19 protein-coding genes and 1 pseudogene are annotated in these 20009 nt (G+C 56.1%); 13 read left to right on the top strand and 7 right to left on the bottom strand.

Annotated features, from left to right (window positions below):
• The 11 genes and pseudogenes from RTP97_RS19100 to phoU form a co-directional block, all read left to right on the top strand.
• Positions 1 to 386 (top strand): annotated as a pseudogene (locus RTP97_RS19100) (F0F1 ATP synthase subunit alpha); the annotation flags it as partial.
• Between the two features lie 50 nt (positions 387 to 436).
• The gene (gene atpG / locus RTP97_RS19095; protein WP_042393507.1) at positions 437 to 1300 is read left to right on the top strand and encodes a F0F1 ATP synthase subunit gamma; all 864 of its coding nucleotides are present in this window, start codon (positions 437 to 439) and stop codon (positions 1298 to 1300) included.
• 31 nt (positions 1301 to 1331) lie between these two features.
• Positions 1332 to 2714 (top strand): F0F1 ATP synthase subunit beta, encoded by a 1383-nt coding sequence (gene atpD, locus RTP97_RS19090; RefSeq protein WP_042393505.1) that lies wholly within the window; start codon positions 1332 to 1334, stop codon positions 2712 to 2714.
• 20 nt (positions 2715 to 2734) lie between these two features.
• Positions 2735 to 3154, top strand: coding sequence for a F0F1 ATP synthase subunit epsilon (locus RTP97_RS19085; protein WP_103820588.1), 420 nt, complete (start codon positions 2735 to 2737; stop codon positions 3152 to 3154).
• 406 nt (positions 3155 to 3560) lie between these two features.
• On the top strand, positions 3561 to 4931 hold the full coding sequence (glmU, locus tag RTP97_RS19080) for a bifunctional UDP-N-acetylglucosamine diphosphorylase/glucosamine-1-phosphate N-acetyltransferase GlmU (protein ID WP_312416459.1): 1371 nt from the start codon (positions 3561 to 3563) through the stop codon (positions 4929 to 4931).
• Between the two features lie 192 nt (positions 4932 to 5123).
• On the top strand, positions 5124 to 6953 hold the full coding sequence (gene glmS, locus RTP97_RS19075; protein ID WP_312416458.1) for a glutamine--fructose-6-phosphate transaminase (isomerizing): 1830 nt from the start codon (positions 5124 to 5126) through the stop codon (positions 6951 to 6953).
• Between the two features lie 198 nt (positions 6954 to 7151).
• Positions 7152 to 8192 (top strand): phosphate ABC transporter substrate-binding protein PstS, encoded by a 1041-nt coding sequence (gene pstS / locus RTP97_RS19070; protein ID WP_312228249.1) that lies wholly within the window; start codon positions 7152 to 7154, stop codon positions 8190 to 8192.
• Between the two features lie 126 nt (positions 8193 to 8318).
• The gene (gene pstC, locus RTP97_RS19065; protein WP_103820584.1) at positions 8319 to 9278 is read left to right on the top strand and encodes a phosphate ABC transporter permease PstC; all 960 of its coding nucleotides are present in this window, start codon (positions 8319 to 8321) and stop codon (positions 9276 to 9278) included.
• On the top strand, positions 9278 to 10165 hold the full coding sequence (gene pstA / locus RTP97_RS19060; protein WP_312416456.1) for a phosphate ABC transporter permease PstA: 888 nt from the start codon (positions 9278 to 9280) through the stop codon (positions 10163 to 10165). The genes pstC and pstA overlap by 1 nt, the downstream gene beginning before the upstream one ends.
• Before the next feature lie 47 nt (positions 10166 to 10212).
• Positions 10213 to 10986 (top strand): phosphate ABC transporter ATP-binding protein PstB, encoded by a 774-nt coding sequence (gene pstB, locus RTP97_RS19055; protein WP_103820582.1) that lies wholly within the window; start codon positions 10213 to 10215, stop codon positions 10984 to 10986.
• 136 nt (positions 10987 to 11122) lie between these two features.
• Complete coding sequence (phoU, locus tag RTP97_RS19050; RefSeq protein WP_042393573.1) at positions 11123 to 11848, top strand: phosphate signaling complex protein PhoU; 726 nt, start codon at positions 11123 to 11125, stop codon at positions 11846 to 11848.
• A gap of 93 nt (positions 11849 to 11941) precedes the next feature.
• On the opposite strand, the gene yieH is transcribed toward phoU, so the two are convergent.
• On the bottom strand, positions 11942 to 12610 hold the full coding sequence (yieH, locus tag RTP97_RS19045) for a 6-phosphogluconate phosphatase (RefSeq protein WP_312416454.1): 669 nt from the start codon (positions 12608 to 12610) through the stop codon (positions 11942 to 11944).
• Positions 12611 to 12778: 168 nt separating this feature from the next.
• Here yieH and adeP point away from each other — a divergent pair, with 168 nt between their 5' ends.
• Positions 12779 to 14116: an adenine permease AdeP gene (adeP, locus tag RTP97_RS19040; protein ID WP_312416452.1), complete on the top strand. Its 1338-nt coding sequence runs from the start codon at positions 12779 to 12781 to the stop codon at positions 14114 to 14116.
• A gap of 44 nt (positions 14117 to 14160) precedes the next feature.
• Here the strand turns inward: adeP and RTP97_RS19035 are convergent, their stop codons facing one another.
• Together RTP97_RS19035 and RTP97_RS19030 are read right to left on the bottom strand one after the other, a co-directional pair.
• The gene (locus RTP97_RS19035; RefSeq protein WP_312416450.1) at positions 14161 to 14727 is read right to left on the bottom strand and encodes an NADPH-dependent FMN reductase; all 567 of its coding nucleotides are present in this window, start codon (positions 14725 to 14727) and stop codon (positions 14161 to 14163) included.
• A gap of 34 nt (positions 14728 to 14761) precedes the next feature.
• A complete protein-coding gene (locus RTP97_RS19030) occupies positions 14762 to 15487 on the bottom strand; it encodes a hypothetical protein (protein ID WP_312416448.1) in 726 nt (241 codons plus the stop codon).
• 436 nt (positions 15488 to 15923) lie between these two features.
• Between RTP97_RS19030 and RTP97_RS19025 the strand changes: the two genes are divergently transcribed.
• Positions 15924 to 16334, top strand: a complete 411-nt coding sequence (locus tag RTP97_RS19025) for a hypothetical protein (RefSeq protein ID WP_312228238.1) — start codon at positions 15924 to 15926, stop codon at positions 16332 to 16334.
• A 71-nt stretch (positions 16335 to 16405) separates the two neighbouring features.
• On the opposite strand, the gene mnmE is transcribed toward RTP97_RS19025, so the two are convergent.
• From mnmE to rnpA, 4 genes are all read right to left on the bottom strand, one after another.
• Positions 16406 to 17770: a tRNA uridine-5-carboxymethylaminomethyl(34) synthesis GTPase MnmE gene (gene mnmE, locus RTP97_RS19020; protein ID WP_312416446.1), complete on the bottom strand. Its 1365-nt coding sequence runs from the start codon at positions 17768 to 17770 to the stop codon at positions 16406 to 16408.
• Between the two features lie 69 nt (positions 17771 to 17839).
• Positions 17840 to 19486: a membrane protein insertase YidC gene (gene yidC / locus RTP97_RS19015; RefSeq protein ID WP_312416444.1), complete on the bottom strand. Its 1647-nt coding sequence runs from the start codon at positions 19484 to 19486 to the stop codon at positions 17840 to 17842.
• A gap of 2 nt (positions 19487 to 19488) precedes the next feature.
• Positions 19489 to 19746, bottom strand: a complete 258-nt coding sequence (yidD, locus tag RTP97_RS19010; RefSeq protein WP_015966614.1) for a membrane protein insertion efficiency factor YidD — start codon at positions 19744 to 19746, stop codon at positions 19489 to 19491.
• Positions 19710 to 20009, bottom strand: a 300-nt coding sequence (rnpA, locus tag RTP97_RS19005; protein ID WP_312416440.1) for a ribonuclease P protein component, incomplete at its 5' end; no start/stop codon positions are given. The genes yidD and rnpA, both read right to left, overlap by 37 nt.

The following is a 20009-nucleotide window of genomic DNA, read 5'->3' as shown; positions in this document are numbered from 1 at the left end:
TCAAGAAACTGTCCGGTGGTATCCGTACCGCGCTGGCACAGTATCGTGAACTGGCTGCGTTCTCTCAGTTCGCATCCGATCTGGATGAAGCAACCCGTAAACAGCTGAGCCACGGTCAGAAAGTGACCGAGCTGCTGAAGCAGAAACAGTACGCTCCAATGTCTGTTGCGCAGCAGGGTCTGGTGCTGTTCGCGGCTGAACGCGGTTACCTCGAAGATGTGGAACTGGCGAAAATCGGTAGCTTCGAAGCCGCTCTGCTGGCTTACGTTGACCGTGACCACGCTCCGCTGATGCAAGAGATCAACCAGTCCGGTGGCTATAACGACGAAATCGAAGGCAAGCTGAAAGGCATCCTCGATTCCTTCAAAGCAACCCAGTCCTGGTAACGTCTGGCGGTCTGTCTTAGGGCAGACCGCAAGGCATTGAGGAGAAGCTCATGGCCGGCGCAAAAGAGATACGTAGTAAGATCGCAAGCGTCCAGAACACGCAGAAGATCACTAAAGCGATGGAGATGGTCGCCGCTTCCAAAATGCGTAAATCGCAGGACAGAATGGCAGCCAGCCGTCCTTATGCAGACACCATGCGCAAAGTGATTGGTCACCTTGCACACGGTAATCTGGAATATAAGCACCCTTACCTGGAAGAACGCGACGTTAAGCGCGTGGGCTACCTGGTGGTGTCTACCGACCGTGGCCTGTGCGGTGGCTTGAACATTAACCTGTTCAAAAAACTGCTGGCGGATATGAAAGCGTGGTCCGATAAGGGCGTTCAGAGCGAACTCGCGATGATCGGCTCGAAGGGCGTCTCGTTCTTCAACTCCGTAGGCGGCAACGTTGTTGCTCAGGTAACCGGCATGGGGGATAACCCTTCCCTGTCCGAACTGATCGGCCCGGTAAAAGTGATGTTGCAGGCCTACGACGAAGGTCGTCTGGACAAGCTTTACATCGTCAGTAACAAATTTATCAACACCATGTCCCAGTCTCCGACCATCACCCAGCTGCTGCCGCTGCCGGCATCAGAGGATGACGATCTGAAACATAAAGCATGGGATTACCTGTACGAACCCGATCCGAAAGCGCTGCTGGATACCCTGCTGCGTCGTTACGTCGAGTCGCAGGTGTATCAGGGTGTTGTAGAAAACCTGGCCAGCGAGCAGGCCGCGCGTATGGTGGCGATGAAAGCCGCAACCGATAACGGCGGTAGCCTGATTAAAGAGTTGCAGTTGGTTTACAACAAAGCTCGTCAGGCCAGCATAACTCAGGAACTCACCGAAATCGTCGGTGGCGCGTCTGCGGTTTAACCAGGTTTAGGAAATTCGTAGAGGATTCAAGATGGCTACTGGAAAAGTTGTCCAGGTAATCGGCGCCGTGGTGGACGTCGAGTTCCCGCAGGACGCCGTACCGAACGTGTACGACGCCCTCGAAGTGACAAATGGTAATGAGCGTCTGGTGCTGGAAGTTCAGCAGCAGCTCGGCGGCGGTATCGTACGTACCATCGCTATGGGTTCTTCCGACGGTCTGCGTCGTGGTCTGGAAGTTCAGGATCTCGAGCACCCGATCGAAGTGCCGGTAGGTAAAGCGACCCTGGGTCGTATCATGAACGTACTGGGTCAGCCGATCGATATGAAAGGCGACATCGGTGAAGAAGAGCGTTGGGCTATCCACCGCGCAGCACCGTCCTATGAAGAGCTCTCCAGCTCTCAGGAACTGCTGGAAACCGGCATCAAGGTTATCGACCTGATGTGTCCGTTCGCCAAGGGCGGTAAAGTCGGCCTGTTCGGCGGCGCGGGCGTAGGTAAAACCGTAAACATGATGGAGCTGATCCGTAACATCGCGATCGAGCACTCCGGTTACTCCGTGTTTGCAGGCGTGGGTGAGCGTACTCGTGAGGGTAACGACTTCTACCACGAGATGACCGACTCCAACGTTCTGGACAAAGTATCCCTGGTGTACGGCCAGATGAACGAGCCGCCGGGAAACCGTCTGCGCGTTGCACTGACCGGCCTGACCATGGCTGAGAAGTTCCGTGACGAAGGTCGTGACGTTCTGCTGTTCGTTGACAACATCTACCGTTACACCCTGGCCGGTACGGAAGTATCCGCACTGCTGGGCCGTATGCCTTCAGCGGTAGGCTACCAGCCGACCCTGGCGGAAGAGATGGGCGTTCTGCAGGAGCGTATCACCTCCACCAAAACCGGTTCTATCACCTCCGTACAGGCGGTATACGTACCTGCGGATGACTTGACTGACCCGTCTCCGGCAACCACCTTTGCGCACCTTGACGCAACCGTGGTACTGAGCCGTCAGATTGCGTCTCTGGGTATCTACCCGGCCGTTGACCCGCTGGACTCTACCAGCCGTCAGCTGGATCCGCTGGTGGTTGGCCAGGAGCACTACGACACCGCGCGTGGCGTACAGTCTATCCTGCAGCGTTACCAGGAGCTGAAAGACATCATCGCCATCCTCGGTATGGATGAGCTGTCTGAAGAAGACAAACTGGTGGTAGCACGCGCACGTAAGATCCAGCGCTTCCTGTCCCAGCCGTTCTTCGTGGCAGAAGTATTTACCGGTTCTCCAGGCAAATACGTCTCCCTGAAAGACACTATCCGTGGCTTTAAAGGCATTATGGAAGGCGAGTACGATCACCTGCCGGAGCAGGCGTTCTACATGGTGGGTTCCATCGACGAAGCCGTGGAAAAAGCCAAAAAACTTTAACGCCTTAATCGGAGGGTGATATGGCAATGACTTACCACCTGGACGTGGTCAGCGCAGAGCAACAGATGTTCTCTGGGCTGGTCGAGAAAATCCAGGTAACGGGTAGCGAAGGTGAACTGGGGATTTACCCGGGTCACGCCCCGCTGCTCACCGCCATTAAGCCTGGTATGATCCGCATCGTGAAACAGCACGGTCATGAAGAGTTTATCTATCTGTCTGGTGGCGTACTTGAAGTACAGCCGGGCACCGTGACCGTACTGGCTGATACCGCGATTCGTGGCCAGGATCTCGACGAAGCGCGAGCCCTGGAGTCGAAGCGTAAAGCAGAAGAGCACATTAAGAGCTCGCACGGCGACGTGGATTACGCTCAGGCGTCTGCGGAGCTGGCCAAAGCTATTGCGAAACTGCGCGTTATCGAGTTGACCAAAAAAGCGATGTAACACCGGCTTGAACGTACGAAGCCAGTCTGGTCTCCAGGCTGGCTTTTTTTATACCTGCTTCTATTCTCTTTATTTAGACAAATATCGCCCGATCGGCCTGGATTCTCCTCTGCCGGATCCCTTTATACTCACCCTCACTTTGCGCCGAAGCGGCAGCTGATTTACTGTGCCCTCTTTATTCAAGAGGCGAAAGAAATGTAAAAACATCAGCATAGCGGGTAAAGACACAGCAATATGTACGCGTTATGCGGTAATTCGTTTTATGATGGGTCAAACCAGGGGAATAAAAGCGGATAAAAGCGGCCGATCGCATGTTTTATACGCACCCCATTTCACGTTGAAAAAAATGTAGTATTTTCAACGGCGAAAGGTAAAAATTCTTCTTCAAATGAGAGTCAGGACGCGTATGTTAAACAGTAGCATGAGCGTGGTGATCCTTGCCGCTGGCAAGGGAACCCGTATGTATTCGGATCTTCCTAAAGTGCTTCATACTCTCGCCGGAAAAGCGATGGTACAGCATGTCATTGATGCCGCAAATAATCTAGGCGCCAGCCGGGTTCATCTGGTCTACGGCCACGGTGGCGATCTGCTTAAACAGACGCTGCGTGACGATAACCTGAACTGGGTCCTGCAGGCGGAACAGCTGGGCACGGGCCATGCTATGCAGCAGGCAGCCCCTGGCTTCGCCGACGACGAAGATATCCTGATGCTCTACGGCGACGTACCGCTGATCTCCGTTGAGACACTGCAGCGCCTGCGTGATGCAAAACCGCAGGGCGGCATCGGGCTGTTAACCGTGAAACTTGACGATCCCACCGGCTATGGCCGTATCACCCGTGAAGATGGGAAGGTAACCGGCATCGTTGAGCACAAAGACGCGACGCCTGAACAGCACAAGATTCAAGAGATTAATACCGGGATCCTGATTGCCAACGGTGCGGATCTGAAGCGCTGGCTGGGCAAGCTCACCAACGATAATGCACAGGGTGAATACTACATCACCGACATTATCGAGCTGGCTTACCTGGAAGGACGTGAGATCGCGGCGGTGCATCCGCAGCGCCTGAGCGAAGTCGAGGGCGTGAACAACCGCCTGCAGCTTGCACGCCTTGAGCGCGTCTATCAGGCCGAGCAGGCAGAGAAGCTGCTGCTGGCGGGCGTTATGCTGCGCGATCCGGCACGCTTTGACCTGCGCGGTACGCTGAGCCATGGTCGTGACATCGAGATCGACACCAACGTTATTCTGGAAGGTAACGTCACGCTGGGTAGCCGAGTTAAAATCGGCGCGGGCTGTGTGATCAAAAATAGCATCATCGGTGACGACTGCGAAATCAGCCCCTACAGCGTGGTAGAAGATGCCACCCTGGAAGCCGCCTGCACCATCGGCCCGTTTGCCCGTCTGCGCCCAGGCGCGGAGCTGCTGGCCGGCGCGCACGTAGGCAACTTCGTTGAGATGAAAAAGGCGCGTCTGGGCAAAGGCTCGAAGGCAGGACATCTCACCTATCTCGGCGACGCGGAGATTGGCGACAACGTTAACATCGGCGCAGGGACCATCACCTGTAACTACGATGGTGCCAACAAGCATAAAACCATTATCGGCGACGATGTTTTTGTCGGCTCCGATTCGCAGTTTATTGCCCCGGTGAGCGTGGCCAGCGGCGTCACCATCGCTGCGGGAACCACGGTGACCCGTGATGTGGCCGAGGACGAGCTGGTGATCAGCCGTGTGAAACAGACCCATATCAAGGGCTGGAAGCGTCCGGTCAAGAAGAAGTAACGTTTTTTGTAAGCCGGATAAGCGGCAACGCCGTCCGGCAAACAGGGATGAGGAGGTCAATATAGATCTCCCGCCCACTAGCAGTAGCTATAAATATAACCCCACTCTCTACAAGGCTCGGGGCGCCCGGAAAACGGGTAACGCAGGTTGACCGACAACGCATGGCTTACGCCATAATCAGGAAATCTAACTATGTGTGGAATTGTTGGCGCAGTTGCGCAGCGTGATATTGCTGAAATCCTTCTCGAAGGCTTACGTCGTCTCGAATACCGTGGCTATGACTCTGCCGGTCTGGCAGTGGTCGACAGTGAAGGGCATATGACCCGCCTGCGTCGTCTCGGTAAAGTCCAGATGCTCTCTCAGGCAGCTGAAGAGCATCCGCTGCATGGCGGAACCGGTATTGCCCATACCCGTTGGGCAACGCACGGTGAACCGTCTGAAGGCAACGCTCACCCGCATGTCTCTGAACATATCGTGGTGGTGCATAACGGCATTATTGAGAACCACGAACCGCTGCGCGAAGAGTTAAGATCGCGCGGCTATGAATTTGTCTCCGAAACCGATACTGAAGTGATCGCTCACCTGGTGCACTGGGAGCTGGCTAAAGGCGGCTCTCTGCGTGATGCCGTTCTGCGTACTATCCCGCAGCTGCGCGGCGCGTACGGTACGGTGATTATGGATACCCGCGATCCTGACACTCTGCTGGCTGCCCGCTCCGGTAGCCCGCTGGTTATCGGCCTTGGCATGGGCGAAAACTTCATCGCCTCCGATCAGCTGGCCCTGCTGCCGGTGACCCGCCGCTTTATCTTCCTCGAAGAGGGTGATATCGCGGAAGTGACCCGCCGTAGCGTCGTGGTATTCGATCGTTCAGGCCACGAAGTGAAACGTCCGGACATCGAATCCAACCTGCAATATGACGCTGGCGATAAAGGTATCTACCGCCACTACATGCAGAAAGAGATCTACGAGCAGCCGAACGCGATTAAAAACACCCTGACCGGGCGTATCAGCCACGGCGAGATCGACCTCAGCGAGCTGGGCGAGAAAGCCAACGAGATGCTCTCTCAGGTTGAGCATATCCAGATTATCGCCTGCGGTACCTCCTACAACTCCGGGATGGTGTCTCGCTACTGGTTTGAATCACTGGCTGGCATCCCTTGCGATGTGGAAATCGCCTCTGAGTTCCGCTACCGCAAATCTGCCGTGCGCCGCAACAGCCTGATGATCACCCTCTCCCAGTCCGGAGAGACGGCGGATACTCTGGCCGCGCTGCGCCTCTCTAAAGAGCTGGGCTACCTCGGTTCGCTGGCAATCTGTAACGTGCCTGGCTCCTCGCTGGTGCGTGAGTCCGACCTGGCGCTGATGACCAACGCCGGAACCGAGATCGGCGTGGCCTCCACCAAGGCCTTCACCACCCAGCTCACCGTGCTGCTGATGCTGGTGGCGAAGCTGAGCCGCCTGAAAGGTCTGGATGCCTCTATCGAGCAGGATATCGTGCATGGCCTGCAGGCGCTGCCGAACCGTATCGAGCAGATGCTCTCCCAGGATAAACGCATTGAAGCGCTGGCAGAGGACTTCTCTGAGAAGCACCACGCCCTGTTCCTTGGCCGTGGCGATCAGTACCCTATCGCGCTGGAAGGCGCGCTGAAGCTGAAAGAGATCTCCTACATTCACGCGGAAGCCTATGCCGCAGGCGAGCTGAAACACGGCCCGCTGGCGCTGATTGACGCCGATATGCCGGTTATCGTTGTGGCACCTAACAACGAACTGCTGGAAAAACTGAAGTCCAACATCGAAGAAGTTCGCGCCCGTAGCGGTGTGCTCTATGTCTTCGCTGGTCAGGATTCCGGTTTCACCAGCAGCGATAACATGCACATCATCGAGCTGCCGCATGTGGAAGAGGTGATTGCGCCGATCTTCTACACCGTGCCGCTACAGCTGCTGGCCTACCACGTCGCGCTTATTAAAGGCACCGACGTTGACCAGCCGCGTAACCTCGCGAAGTCTGTAACCGTAGAGTAATCTTCCTCTTACGTCCCGTCGTTATCGGCGGGACGTCTCTCCTCGTTGTGCTATTTTTAAACAATCCATAGACTATTTTCAGTCAAATAAGTGCCTGTCATAAAAATGTCATAATACGTACATTTAACTGTCACCTGGTTGTCCTATTTTGCATATCGTAGAAACCAAACAACGATTTACGATCCCTCAGGAGACATTATGAAAGTCATGCGTACCACTGTCGCTACTGTTGTCGCCGCGACCTTATCCCTGAGCGCTTTCGCTGTTAACGCAGCGGCAAGCCTGACCGGCGCGGGTGCAACCTTCCCAGCGCCAGTGTATGCCAAATGGGCGGATACCTATCAGAAAGAGACCGGTAGCAAAGTTAACTACCAGGGTATCGGCTCCTCCGGCGGCGTGAAGCAGATCACTGCTAACACCGTGGACTTTGGCGCATCTGATGCTCCGCTGTCTGATGAGAAGCTGAACCAGGAAGGCCTGTTCCAGTTCCCGACCGTTATCGGTGGCGTGGTGCTGGCGGTTAACCTGCCGGGCGTGAAATCTGGTGAGCTGGTGCTGGATGGTAAAACGCTGGGTGACATCTACCTGGGCAAAATCAAAAAATGGGATGACGAAGCGATCGCTAAGCTCAACCCAGGCATGAAGCTGCCTTCACAGAATATCGCCGTAGTGCGTCGTGCTGACGGCTCCGGTACCTCCTTCGTCTTCACCAGCTACCTGGCGAAAGTGAACGAAGAGTGGAAATCAAAAATCGGCTCTGGCTCTACCGTGAACTGGCCGACCGGTCTGGGCGGTAAAGGTAACGACGGTATCGCCGCGTTCGTACAGCGTCTGCCTGGCTCTATCGGCTACGTTGAGTACGCCTATGCTAAGCAGAACAATCTGGCCTACACCAAGCTGATCTCTGCCGATGGCAAACCGGTTTCCCCGACCGAAGAGAGCTTCTCTAACGCCGCGAAAGGCGTGGACTGGAGCAAAAGCTTCGCTCAGGACCTGACTAACCAGAAGGGTGACGACGCGTGGCCAATCACCTCCACCACCTTCATCCTGATCCACAAAGAGCAGAAGAAACCTGAGCAGGGCGCTGAAGTGCTGAAGTTCTTCGACTGGGCATATAAAGACGGTGCAAAACAGGCTAACGATCTGGATTATGCAACCCTGCCGGACAGCGTGGTTGAGCAGGTTCGTGCCGCGTGGAAAACCAATGTGAAAGACAGCAGCGGTAAAGCGCTGTACTAACAGGATCTTTTTGACGAAGATGGCGGGTGGCGTAGGCTTCCCGCCCTACGGATGAAAACTGTAGGCCCGGTAAGCGTTCGCGCCACCGGGCAAATTCGTAAGACGTACATAACAGAAGAGTAATTTATGGCTGCAACCAAGCCTGCTTTTAACCCACCGGGTAAACAAGGTGACATGATCTTCGGCGCGCTGGTCAAACTGGCTGCGCTGATTGTGCTATTGCTGCTCGGCGGCATCATCATCTCGCTGATTGTCTCCTCCTGGCCAAGCATCCAGAAATTTGGTTTCTCCTTCCTGTGGACCAAAGAGTGGGACGCCCCGAACGATATCTACGGCGCGCTGGTGCCGATCTACGGAACGCTGGTGACCTCCTTTATCGCGCTGCTGATCGCCGTTCCGGTGAGTTTTGGTATCGCGCTGTTTCTGACGGAGCTGGCTCCCGGCTGGCTGAAGCGTCCGCTGGGTATCGCCATTGAGCTGCTCGCTGCTATCCCCAGTATCGTTTACGGCATGTGGGGGCTGTTTATCTTCGCTCCGCTGTTTGCCACCTATTTCCAGGAGCCGGTGGGCAACGTGCTCTCCGCCATTCCGTTTGTCGGCGCGCTCTTCTCCGGCCCGGCGTTTGGTATCGGTATCCTCGCGGCGGGGATTATTCTCGCCATCATGATCATTCCGTACATTGCCTCGGTAATGCGCGACGTATTCGAGCAGACGCCGGTGATGATGAAAGAGTCGGCCTACGGCATCGGCTGCACCACCTGGGAGGTGATCTGGCGCATCGTGCTGCCGTTCACCAAAAACGGCGTGATCGGCGGGGTCATGCTTGGCCTGGGCCGTGCGCTGGGTGAAACCATGGCGGTAACCTTTATCATCGGTAACACCTACCAGCTCGACAGCGCCTCGCTCTATATGCCGGGCAACAGCATCACCTCTGCGCTGGCCAACGAATTTGCCGAAGCGGAGTCTGGGCTGCACGTCGCCGCGCTGATGGAGCTGGGCCTGATCCTCTTTGTGATCACCTTCATCGTGCTGGCGATTTCGAAAGTGATGATCCTGCGTCTGGCGAAAAACGAGGGGGCACGCTAATGGCTACGCTCGAAATGCAAACCACGATGGAGCTGGCCGAGTCGCGCCGTAAAATGCAGGCGCGTCGCCGCATGAAAAACCGCATCGCGCTAACGCTGTCGCTGGCAACCATGGCGTTTGGCCTCTTCTGGCTGATCTGGATCCTCTTCTCCACCGTGACCCGCGGCATCGACGGTATGTCGCTGGCGCTGTTTACTGAGATGACGCCGCCGCCGAACACCGCAGGCGGTGGGCTGGCAAACGCCCTGGCGGGCAGCGGCCTGCTGATCCTCTGGGCAACCGTGTTTGGTACCCCGCTTGGCATTATGGCGGGCATCTACCTTGCCGAGTACGGGCGTAAGTCGTGGCTGGCAGAGGTGATCCGTTTTATTAACGATATTCTGCTCTCCGCGCCCTCTATCGTAGTGGGCCTGTTTGTCTACACCATCGTGGTGGCACAGATGGAGCACTTCTCCGGCTGGGCAGGCGTGATTGCGCTGGCGCTGCTGCAGGTGCCGATTGTTATCCGCACCACCGAGAACATGCTGAAGCTGGTTCCGGATAGCCTGCGTGAAGCCGCCTACGCGCTGGGTACGCCGAAGTGGAAGATGATCTCCGCGATTACGCTGAAGGCTTCTATCTCCGGCATCCTGACCGGCGTGCTGCTGGCGGTGGCGCGTATCGCTGGCGAAACCGCACCGCTGCTCTTCACCTCCCTCTCCAATCAGTTCTGGAGCACGGACATGATGCAGCCTATCGCGAACCTGCCGGTCACCATATTTAAGTTTGCCATGAGCCCGTTTGCCGAGTGGCAACAGTTGGCCTGGGCTGGCGTACTGCTGATTACCCTGTGCGTGCTGCTGCTGAACATCCTGGCTCGCGTTATCTTCGCGAAGAAGAACGGTTAAAATTAGGCGGCGTGGCCCCGGCCGCGCCCGATTGAGGAAAAGAGTAAATGAGTATGGTTGACACCACCTCCGGCAAGATTCAGGTTCGCGATTTGAACTTCTACTACGGGAAGTTCCACGCGCTGAAAAACATCAACCTGGATATCGCCAAGAATCAGGTAACGGCGTTTATCGGTCCGTCAGGCTGCGGTAAATCCACCCTGCTGCGTACCTTTAACAAAATGTACTCCCTCTATCCAGAGCAGCGCGCCGAGGGTGAAATTCTGCTGGATGGCGAGAATATTCTCACCCACAGCCAGGATATCGCCCTGCTGCGCGCCAAGGTTGGCATGGTCTTCCAGAAGCCGACGCCGTTCCCGATGTCTATCTATGACAACATCGCTTTCGGCGTGCGCCTGTTTGAGAAGCTCTCTCGCGCCGATATGGACGAGCGCGTGCAGTGGGCGTTGACCAAGGCCGCACTCTGGAACGAAACCAAAGATAAACTGCACCAGAGCGGGTACTCTCTCTCCGGTGGTCAGCAGCAGCGTCTGTGCATTGCGCGCGGTATCGCCATTCGTCCAGAAGTGCTGCTGCTGGATGAGCCCTGTTCAGCCCTCGACCCTATCTCTACCGGGCGTATTGAAGAGCTGATCACCGAGCTGAAGCAGGATTACACCGTAGTGATCGTGACCCACAACATGCAGCAGGCTGCGCGTTGCTCCGACCATACGGCCTTTATGTATCTGGGCGAGTTGATTGAGTTCAGCAACACGGACGATCTGTTCACCAAACCCGCGAAGAAACAAACAGAAGATTATATAACTGGCCGCTACGGCTGAATGCCCTTCATCTTTCAGGCTGTACCCGCGTTGGCTGCCTTCGCTCACCCCGGTCACGTAGTTATCTACGCTCCCGGGGACTCGCTCAGTTGCCGCCTTGCTACAGCCAGAAATCTTTTGGGCATCTGGAGGATTGATGGACAATTTAAACCTTAATAAACATATCTCCGGCCAGTTTAACGCCGAGCTGGAGAGCATCCGCACCCAGGTGATGACCATGGGCGGGATGGTAGAGCAGCAGCTCTCCGACGCGATCACCGCCATGCATAATCAAGACAGCGAGCTGGCCAAGCGTGTTGTAGCCGGTGACCATCAGGTCAACATGATGGAAGTGGCGATCGACGAGGCCTGCGTGCGCATTATCGCCAAGCGTCAGCCGACGGCGAGCGACCTGCGTCTGGTGATGGCGATCATCAAAACCATCGCCGAGCTGGAGCGTATCGGTGACGTCGCGGATAAAATCTGCCGCACGGCGCTGGAGAAGTTCTCTCAGCAGCACCAGCCCCTGCTGGTGAGCCTGGAGTCGCTGGGCCGCCATACGGTGCAGATGCTGCACGACGTGCTGGATGCCTTTGCGCGGATGGATCTTGATGAAGCGGTGCGTATCTACCGTGAAGACAAGAAGGTGGATCAGGAGTATGAAGGCATTGTGCGTCAGCTGATGACCTACATGATGGAAGATTCACGTACCATCCCAAGCGTACTGACCGCGCTATTCTGCGCTCGCTCTATCGAGCGTATCGGCGACCGCTGCCAGAACATCTGCGAATACATCTTCTACTTCGTGAAGGGCCAGGATTTCCGCCACGTTGGCGGCGACGAGCTGGACAAGCTGCTCGCCGGGAAAGACCCGAAAGAGTAACCTGCTTTGTCGCTTCTGTTGTTTTTGTAGGCCCGGTAAGCCTGCGCCACCGGGCAATTCGCCGGATGGCGCTGACGCTTATCCGGCCTACGTTTATTTCTCAGTGACGTTCCAGCCACGTGCTTTCCAGAGTTCTGGTAACTGGGCCAGATCGGTAAAGGCCGTCACCTTCGGGTGGTCGATCGGCTGGTTGTGCGGATCGGCACAGAAGTAGAACACCTCCATCCCCGCATCAATACCCGACTGCGCGCCTGCCGCAGAGTCATCCACCAGAATGCACTTCGTCGGATCGACGTCCAGCGCGCTGGCGGCATGGAACATCAGGGCCGGGTCTGGCTTCCAACGCTGAATGTCGTAGCCGCTGAAGAGCAGATCCGGGAAGTGGTGCAGCATCCCAAGCTTGCCGAGAGAGTGCTGCATTTTGCTGACCGGGCCGTTCGAAACCACGCACATCGGCACGCTGACGGACGCCAGCAGCGCATCCGCCCCGGCAATAATCTCCAGCTCGGCATCGAACAGGCGCGCGACCTCGGCGCGGTAGATCGGCTCCAGCTCCGCTTTGGCCAGATTAACGCCATGCTCGGCGTTAATAATGTCGATAATTTCGTACAGCTTAACGCCCTTAAAGCGCTTAAAAATCTCCGCCAGATCGAGCGAAATACCAAACTGCGCAAACATATGCACGTACGCGCGGGAACAGATCACCTCGCTGTCGACCAGCGTGCCATCACAGTCGAAAAAAATCGCTTCTATTTGGGACATGCTGTTTCCTGTTTATTGCAAGTTTAACGTTTACTTAACGCAGATTTCTCCGCGCAATCGATGCCGTATAAGCAAAATCAATGAAAAAAAGTGTGTGATAACCGTCAACATTGTCGCATTTTGGTATAGGATAGCGACGAATTTTCCTTCCCTGTTCGGAAATAGATAATGAGCCAACAACACACTACCCAGGCCACGGGCCAGGGGTTGCTCGACCGCGTGTTTAAACTGCGCGAGCATGGCACCACGGCACGCACCGAGGTGATCGCCGGTTTTACCACCTTCCTGACGATGGTCTACATCGTCTTTGTTAACCCACAGATTCTGGGTGTTGCTGGCATGGATACCAGCGCGGTATTCGTTACCACCTGTCTGATCGCCGCCTTTGGCAGCATCCTGATGGGACTTTTTGCTAACCTGCCGGTGGCGCTTGCGCCCGCGATGGGGCTGAACGCCTTCTTCGCCTTTGTGGTGGTTGGCGCAATGGGCCTGCCGTGGCAGGTGGGGATGGGCGCTATCTTCTGGGGCGCTATTGGCCTGCTGCTGCTAACTATCTTCCGCGTCCGCTACTGGATGATTGCTAATATCCCGGTGAGCCTGCGCGTCGGTATCACCAGCGGTATCGGTCTGTTCATCGGTATGATGGGTCTGAAAAATGCGGGCGTGATTGTGGCGAACCCAGAGACGCTGGTGACCATCGGCAACCTGACCTCCCACAGCGTGCTGCTGGGCGTGCTGGGCTTCTTTATCATCGCCATTCTGGCCTCGCGTAACGTCCATGCGGCGGTGCTGGTCTCTATCGTGGTAACTACCCTGCTGGGCTGGTGGCTGGGTGATGTGCACTACAGCGGAATTGTCTCTGCGCCGCCGAGCGTGACCAGCGTTGTCGGCCACGTTGATCTTGCAGGCTCGTTTAACCTTGGCCTTGCAGGCGTGATCTTCTCGTTTATGCTGGTCAACCTGTTCGACTCCTCCGGGACGCTGATTGGTGTCACCGATAAAGCCGGTCTGGCCGATGAGAAGGGTAAGTTCCCGCGCATGAAGCAGGCCCTGTTTGTTGACAGCGTCTCCTCCGTAGCAGGCTCGTTTATCGGTACCTCGTCGGTCACCGCCTATATTGAGTCCTCTTCCGGCGTCTCCGTCGGCGGGCGCACCGGCCTCACCGCCGTAGTGGTCGGTGTGCTGTTCCTGCTGGTGATTTTCCTGTCGCCGCTGGCCGGTATGGTACCGCCGTATGCTGCTGCGGGTGCGTTGATCTACGTCGGCGTGCTGATGACCTCCAGCCTCTCCCGCGTGAAGTGGGACGATCTGACCGAAGCCGTGCCGGCCTTTATCACCGCCGTGATGATGCCGTTCAGCTTCTCGATTACCGAAGGGATCGCGCTGGGCTTTATCTCCTACTGCATCATGAAGATCGGTACCGGGCGCTTCCGCGATCTCAGCCCGTGCGTGATTATCGTTGCGCTGCTGTTTGTTCTGAAGATTGTATTTATCGACGCGCATTAACCGCTAAAAACTGGCCCGGCAGGCTTCGCGCTGCCGGGCTTTTTTTATGCCCGGACTTTTTTGATGTAATCACCAAACGCCGTCAGCTGGCCGGTCAGATGGTCCAGCGTGCTCTGATCGATAACTTCGCCCGTCTGCGGATCCACCTTGTTCTGGATCACCCCGCCCATAAACTCCGGCTTGTTCATTACCATCGCGTCGAGGAATACCAGAATCTGTCGCAGATGATACTGGCAGCGTGCGCCGCCGATTGCGCCCATAGAGCTGGTCTGGATCAGCACCGGCTTACCTGCCAGCGGCTGCGCAGGCAGACGTGACAGCCAGTCGATAGCGTTCTTCAGGCCGCCCGGTACGGAGTAGTTATATTCCGGCGTCACAATTACCACGCCATCGGCGTTGCGGATCTGCTCGGCAATGGACTCAACGCTCTGCGGAAAGCCCTCTTCCTGCTGGATATCGGCATCGTACAGCGGGATGTCGGCAATGGTTGGCAGCGGTGCCACCGTCATGCCTTCTGGCGAAACCTTTGGCAGCGTGCGGGCTACCATCGCATTGAATGAGCCTTTGCGCAGGCTGCCAAGTAACGTAACGACGTGCAGTGAATCAGACATCTTTACTCCTTACCGATAAGTGTAGTGAAGCGAGTTACGCAGGCAGGCTGGTAAAACGCATCAGGCGGGTGGCGGGATTGTTCGCTCGGGTTTGTATATCCGACAGGCAGCGCCAGCCCCGCTTCGTATCAAACTCCCAAATCTTCAGGCTTTCAATAGCGGGTGAAACCGCCACTGACCAGATTAGCACGTCCTCCGCATCGCAGAGCGCCTCAACGGGTTCAGGCTGCGCCGCGCGCAGCTTGCCGGAGCCGGGCAGCAGCTGTAGAAAACCCGATGTGTCCTGGGGCTGGCCGGCCATCTTTAGCACGCTCTGCCGCAGGGTGATGATTTGTGCCTGCGCCTCGTTGGGATCGCTCTGGTTGTTGATCCACAGCCTTTCGTTGCTGTTGAAGATTTGGCGCTCCGGGGCATGAGGCGTGTGAAAGCTGCGGGTTGCCCGCTGCAACTCCATATCCAGACCGCAGATACCGCTGGTGGCGATCGCCACGCCGACCATATTTCCGGCATAGGCCAATGAAAAGTGGGGTAGGCTGCGATCGGCAAAGACCGGGCGGCCATTGGACTGGATGATGATTTCAGGTAGCTCGCTTAAACCGTAGAGCATAAATACCAGTTCGGCGAGCAGAGCCCGGGAGGCTAAATAGCGGGTGCGGTGATGTTCCGGCAGCGTCCGGGCCCGATCGTGACAGGATGCAGGCAGGCGGACGGAGACCAGCTGTCCATCGGTAAGGATCCCTCTTGCAAAATGTGTCGCCATTTTTCACTCCTTGATAATGGTTAGCCCGCTAGCAATGGTAAAGCAGTATTGCCTATTGTGTGCAGGTTTTAACACGGAAAAAAGGGGGTAAAAAGGACTCTGCGGGACTTTTACAATTCGGGTAAGGCGCGGGAAGAAGCAAGCGACACGCGTCAGCGCCTTTGCTATGGCATAAGCTCCCCCTATCAATGCTCTTTATATACTTTTTATAATATTTAGAAACTTAACAATCAGTGAGACTTAATTATATAAAATACAAATTGGTAAGCGTTTACTTATATTTTTTAGTGCGGGATTCAGGCGCGGATAAATTTTAAGTTTATCGGTGTAGGTAAAATCAATGTGAATTTACGGGATAAAAACCACACAAAAATAATTGTCATTGCAAATTAATTGGTCGTACAATGCGATTAAACAAATATCTTAAGAGGTTTTTATGGCTTTCGTATCTTTATCTACAATGGCAGCGAAAAGCGGCCGTGTGGTACAAAGTAACTATGTCACTGTTACTCAGCGCAGACGCACTGCTGGCTCTGTTGAGCTGGGATTCAGAATCAGTCGAAGTGCAATGGATACAACAGGAATCGAGATAGGCGATCGGGTTGATATCCTTTACGATAGTGAATCATCTGTGTGGATGATAAAAGCTGTTCTGGAGGGTGGCTTTGGCGTAGCAGGTCAGAAGAATAAAGCAGGGGAATATTCATCGTGTGTAATTAGAATTACATTCAGGCCAGGATTTCCTCGTTTGTCTGACGATGGTGATATATCGGTAAAACAGTTTTCACAAGATTCAGAAACTAAAATGGGGACAGGGAGGATTATTTTCAAACTGGGCGATGACTAGGGAGATATTAAAAAACCCGCATCAACACCAGTCAATGCGGGTTAACAACTCTTCACGTATCCATATAACGTTTACTTCCCAATACAGAAACTCGAGAAGATCCGTCCTAACAGATCGTCGGAGGTAAACTCGCCGGTGATCTCGCTCAGGTTCTGCTGGGCCAGACGCAGCTCTTCCGCCAGCAGTTCGCCCGCCCATGCGCCCAGCAGCTGCGCTTTACCCTGCTGTAAATGCTCAGCCGCCAGCTCCAGCGCCTGCAAGTGGCGACGGCGGGCCAGGAAGCCGCCCTCCATTTGCGTATCAAAGCCCATGCTCTGCTTGAGATGATTACGCAGGACGTCTATGCCTTCGCCGGTGTAGGCGGAGAGGCGAACCAGTGAGTGACCATTCACCTCGCTGATACCCAGCGTCTCGCCGGTCAGATCGGCTTTATTACGTACCACGGTGATCGGCAGCTTCGCAGGCAGACGGGCGATAAAGTCCGGCCAGATATCCGCCGGGTCTACGGCGTCGGTGGTGGTGCCATCGACCATAAACAGCACCCGGTCGGCCTGCTCGATCTCCTGCCAGGCGCGCTCAATGCCGATGCGCTCTACCTCGTCGCTGGCGTCGCGCAGCCCGGCGGTATCGATGATATGCAGCGGCATCCCGTCGATGTGGATATGCTCGCGCAGCACGTCGCGGGTAGTACCGGCGATATCGGTGACGATGGCCGCTTCGCGTCCGGCCAGCGCGTTCAGCAGGCTCGATTTCCCGGCGTTCGGGCGACCGGCGATGACCACCTTCATTCCCTCACGCAGCAGGCTGCCCTGGCGCGCTTCCGCCCTTACGGCCTCGAGATCGTTCATCACATTGTTAAGCTGCGCTTCGATTTTGCCATCGGAGAGGAAGTCGATCTCCTCGTCGGGGAAGTCAATTGCGGCCTCTACGTAGATGCGCAGGTGAGTAAGTGCTTCCACCAGATGGTTAACGCGGGTGGAGAATGCCCCCTGCAGGGAGTTCAGCGCCGAGCGTGCGGCCTGCTCGGAGCTGGCATCGATCAGATCGGCAATCGCCTCGGCCTGGGCGAGGTCCAGCTTGTCGTTGAGAAACGCGCGTTCGGAAAACTCGCCGGGACGAGCGATGCGCAGGCCGGGCAGGGTGAGGATGCGCTTTAACAGCAGGTCGAGGATCACCGGCCCGCCGTGTCCCTGCAGCTCAAGCACGTCCTCGCCGGTAAAGGAGTTCGGGCCGGGGAACCAGAGGGCGATGCCCTGGTCCAGCGCCGTGCCGTCCGCGTCGTTAAACGGCAGGTAGTCGGCGTAGCGCGATTTTGGCAGCTTGCCCAGCACGGCCTGCGCCACCTCGCGGGCCTTGAGGCCAGAGATGCGCAGAATGCCCACACCACCGCGTCCCGGTGGGGTTGCCTGGGCGACGATAGTGTCGTTATGGCTCATGATAGTTTTCCGAAATTTCAAAATAAAAAAGGCGGTCATTTGACCGCCTTGTCTAAAGAATGAAGCGTATTAGGAGCTCTTCTTCTCGCGGCTATGCAGGCCACGCTTCTCCAGACCGCGGTAGATCAGCTGCTGCTGCAGAATGGTCACCAGGTTGCTGACGATATAGTACAGCACCAGACCAGACGGGAACCACAGGAAGAAGACCGTAAAGATGACCGGCATAAAGGTCATGATCTTCTGCTGCATCGGGTCGGTCACGGTGGTCGGCGACATCTTCTGGATGAAGAACATCGTTACGCCCATCAGGATCGGCAGGATGTAGTACGGGTCCTGTGCAGACAGGTCATGGATCCACAGGGCGAACGGCGCATGGCGCAGCTCAATGGAGCCCATCAGCATGTAGTACAGCGCAAGGAAGATAGGCATCTGGATAACCAGCGGTAAGCAGCCGCCCAGCGGGTTAACCTTCTCAGCTTTATACAGAGCCATCATCTCCTGGCTCTGACGCTGTTTGTCATCGCCCAGACGCTCACGCATAGCCTGAATCTTCGGCTGCAGCATACGCATCTTCGCCATGGAGGTGTACTGCGCCTTGGTCAGCGGGTACATGATGCCACGAACGATAAAGGTGATGATGATGATGGAGAAGCCCCAGTTGCCCAGGAAGCTATGGATCCACTTCAGCAGCTTGAACAGCGGCTGAGAGATAAACCACAGCCAGCCGTAGTCCACGGTCAGGTCCAGATGCGGTGCAACGGCAGCCATCTTGTCCTGAATTTCCGGGCCGACCCACAGGGTGCTGGTCAGCGCAGCGGTCTGGCCAGGCTGTACCAGTACCGGCGCAGATTTGTAGCCGATAGCAGCTACGCCGTTGCCCAGGTTAGCGGTATAGAAGTTGTTTGCGACGTCGCTACGCGGGATCCATGCGGTGGCAAAGTACTGCTGCAGCATGGCGACCCAGCCGCCGTTAGAGGAGACGTTCAGGTTCTCATTGTCGGCGATAGTATCGAATTTGTATTTTTCGTACTTCTCGTCCGGCGTAGAGTAGGCCGCACCGCGGAAGGTATGCAGAGCAAAGTTGCTGCTGCCGGTATCACGATGGGCTGGCAGATTGATGGACTGCTTCAGCTGGCCAAAGGTGGAGATCTCCAGCGGCTTCGCGCTGCTGTTCGCCACGTTGTAGCCCACGCTCACCGCATAATCACCGCGTTTCAGGGTGAAGGTTTTGGTGAAGGTGTTGCCTGCCGCGTCGGTGTAGGTCAGCGGGATCGCCAGCTCGTTCTGGCCGTCGGCCATCACAAAGGTGTCGCTGTTGACGTTATACAGCGGACGCGCGCCGTTTGCCGGGTTATCCGGGCCGTCACGACCGGTCAGGCCGCTCTGTGCCTGATAGATGAACTCTGGCGTGGTTTCCAGCAGCTGGAACGGCTCGGTAGACTTCAGCTCTTTCGGGTAGCCCAACAGCAGGGCCTGCTCAACATCACCACCACGGGTGTTGATGACCAGCTCCAGCACGTCGGTCTTAACGGTAATGAGTTTCCCCTGGCCACTGGCCGGTACGCCCTGGTCTGCGGCACTACCCGCTGCGGTGGTCGTAGTCTGCGTGGTCTGCTGCGTCTGAGGCTGAGGATTTTTATCCTGCTCCCAGGCTTGCCAGATCATGAAAGACACGAACAACAAAGCGATGACAAAAAGATTGCGTTGCGAATCCATCGTTAGTGTTCTCTGGTATTAAAAGGTCCTGGCGGGACGGGGTCGTCACCACCCGGGTGTAAAGGGTGGCATTTTAATACGCGTTTCACCGTCAACCAACTGCCTTTTATCACCCCGAACCTGCGCAATGCCTCAATTCCATATTGCGAACAGGTCGGTGTGAAACGACAGTGCGGCCCAAGCAGCGGACTGATCAGGCGCTGATATACCCGGATGAGGGCTATCAGGAGCCGTGAGCCAGGCGACAGTGGCGGCGCCATAGTTTTTCCAACGCTTCCGTGAGAGCACGGTTATCGAGGTCAGCAACCCCCTTCTTCGCCACCACCACGAAATCCATTGCTGGCAGTTCATGCTGGCGTAAGCGGAAGCTTTCACGCGTCAGACGTTTGATCCGGTTGCGTTCATGCGCACGCTTAACGTTTTTCTTGGCGACGGTAAGACCGATACGGGGATGCCCCAGCGAATTCAGGCGGCCGAGGATGGTGATTTGCGGCGTGCCAGCCCGTTGTGGCTGCTGGAAGAC

This window comes from Pseudescherichia sp., from assembly GCF_031998825.1.
Taxonomy (GTDB): Bacteria; Pseudomonadota; Gammaproteobacteria; order Enterobacterales; family Enterobacteriaceae; genus Pseudescherichia.
This window is presented reverse-complemented; position numbering and strand designations above follow the sequence as displayed.

Coding starts and splice junctions, on each gene's coding strand:
- atpG (WP_042393507.1), top strand. CDS start 437: ATGGCCGGCGCAAAAGAGATACGTAGTAAGATCGCAAGCGTCCAGAAC.
- atpD (WP_042393505.1), top strand. CDS start 1,332: ATGGCTACTGGAAAAGTTGTCCAGGTAATCGGCGCCGTGGTGGACGTC.
- RTP97_RS19085 (WP_103820588.1), top strand. CDS start 2,735: ATGGCAATGACTTACCACCTGGACGTGGTCAGCGCAGAGCAACAGATG.
- glmU (WP_312416459.1), top strand. CDS start 3,561: ATGTTAAACAGTAGCATGAGCGTGGTGATCCTTGCCGCTGGCAAGGGA.
- glmS (WP_312416458.1), top strand. CDS start 5,124: ATGTGTGGAATTGTTGGCGCAGTTGCGCAGCGTGATATTGCTGAAATC.
- pstS (WP_312228249.1), top strand. CDS start 7,152: ATGAAAGTCATGCGTACCACTGTCGCTACTGTTGTCGCCGCGACCTTA.
- pstC (WP_103820584.1), top strand. CDS start 8,319: ATGGCTGCAACCAAGCCTGCTTTTAACCCACCGGGTAAACAAGGTGAC.
- pstA (WP_312416456.1), top strand. CDS start 9,278: ATGGCTACGCTCGAAATGCAAACCACGATGGAGCTGGCCGAGTCGCGC.
- pstB (WP_103820582.1), top strand. CDS start 10,213: ATGAGTATGGTTGACACCACCTCCGGCAAGATTCAGGTTCGCGATTTG.
- phoU (WP_042393573.1), top strand. CDS start 11,123: ATGGACAATTTAAACCTTAATAAACATATCTCCGGCCAGTTTAACGCC.
- yieH (WP_312416454.1), bottom strand. CDS start 12,610: ATGTCCCAAATAGAAGCGATTTTTTTCGACTGTGATGGCACGCTGGTC.
- adeP (WP_312416452.1), top strand. CDS start 12,779: ATGAGCCAACAACACACTACCCAGGCCACGGGCCAGGGGTTGCTCGAC.
- RTP97_RS19035 (WP_312416450.1), bottom strand. CDS start 14,727: ATGTCTGATTCACTGCACGTCGTTACGTTACTTGGCAGCCTGCGCAAA.
- RTP97_RS19030 (WP_312416448.1), bottom strand. CDS start 15,487: ATGGCGACACATTTTGCAAGAGGGATCCTTACCGATGGACAGCTGGTC.
- RTP97_RS19025 (WP_312228238.1), top strand. CDS start 15,924: ATGGCTTTCGTATCTTTATCTACAATGGCAGCGAAAAGCGGCCGTGTG.
- mnmE (WP_312416446.1), bottom strand. CDS start 17,770: ATGAGCCATAACGACACTATCGTCGCCCAGGCAACCCCACCGGGACGC.
- yidC (WP_312416444.1), bottom strand. CDS start 19,486: ATGGATTCGCAACGCAATCTTTTTGTCATCGCTTTGTTGTTCGTGTCT.
- yidD (WP_015966614.1), bottom strand. CDS start 19,746: ATGGCGCCGCCACTGTCGCCTGGCTCACGGCTCCTGATAGCCCTCATC.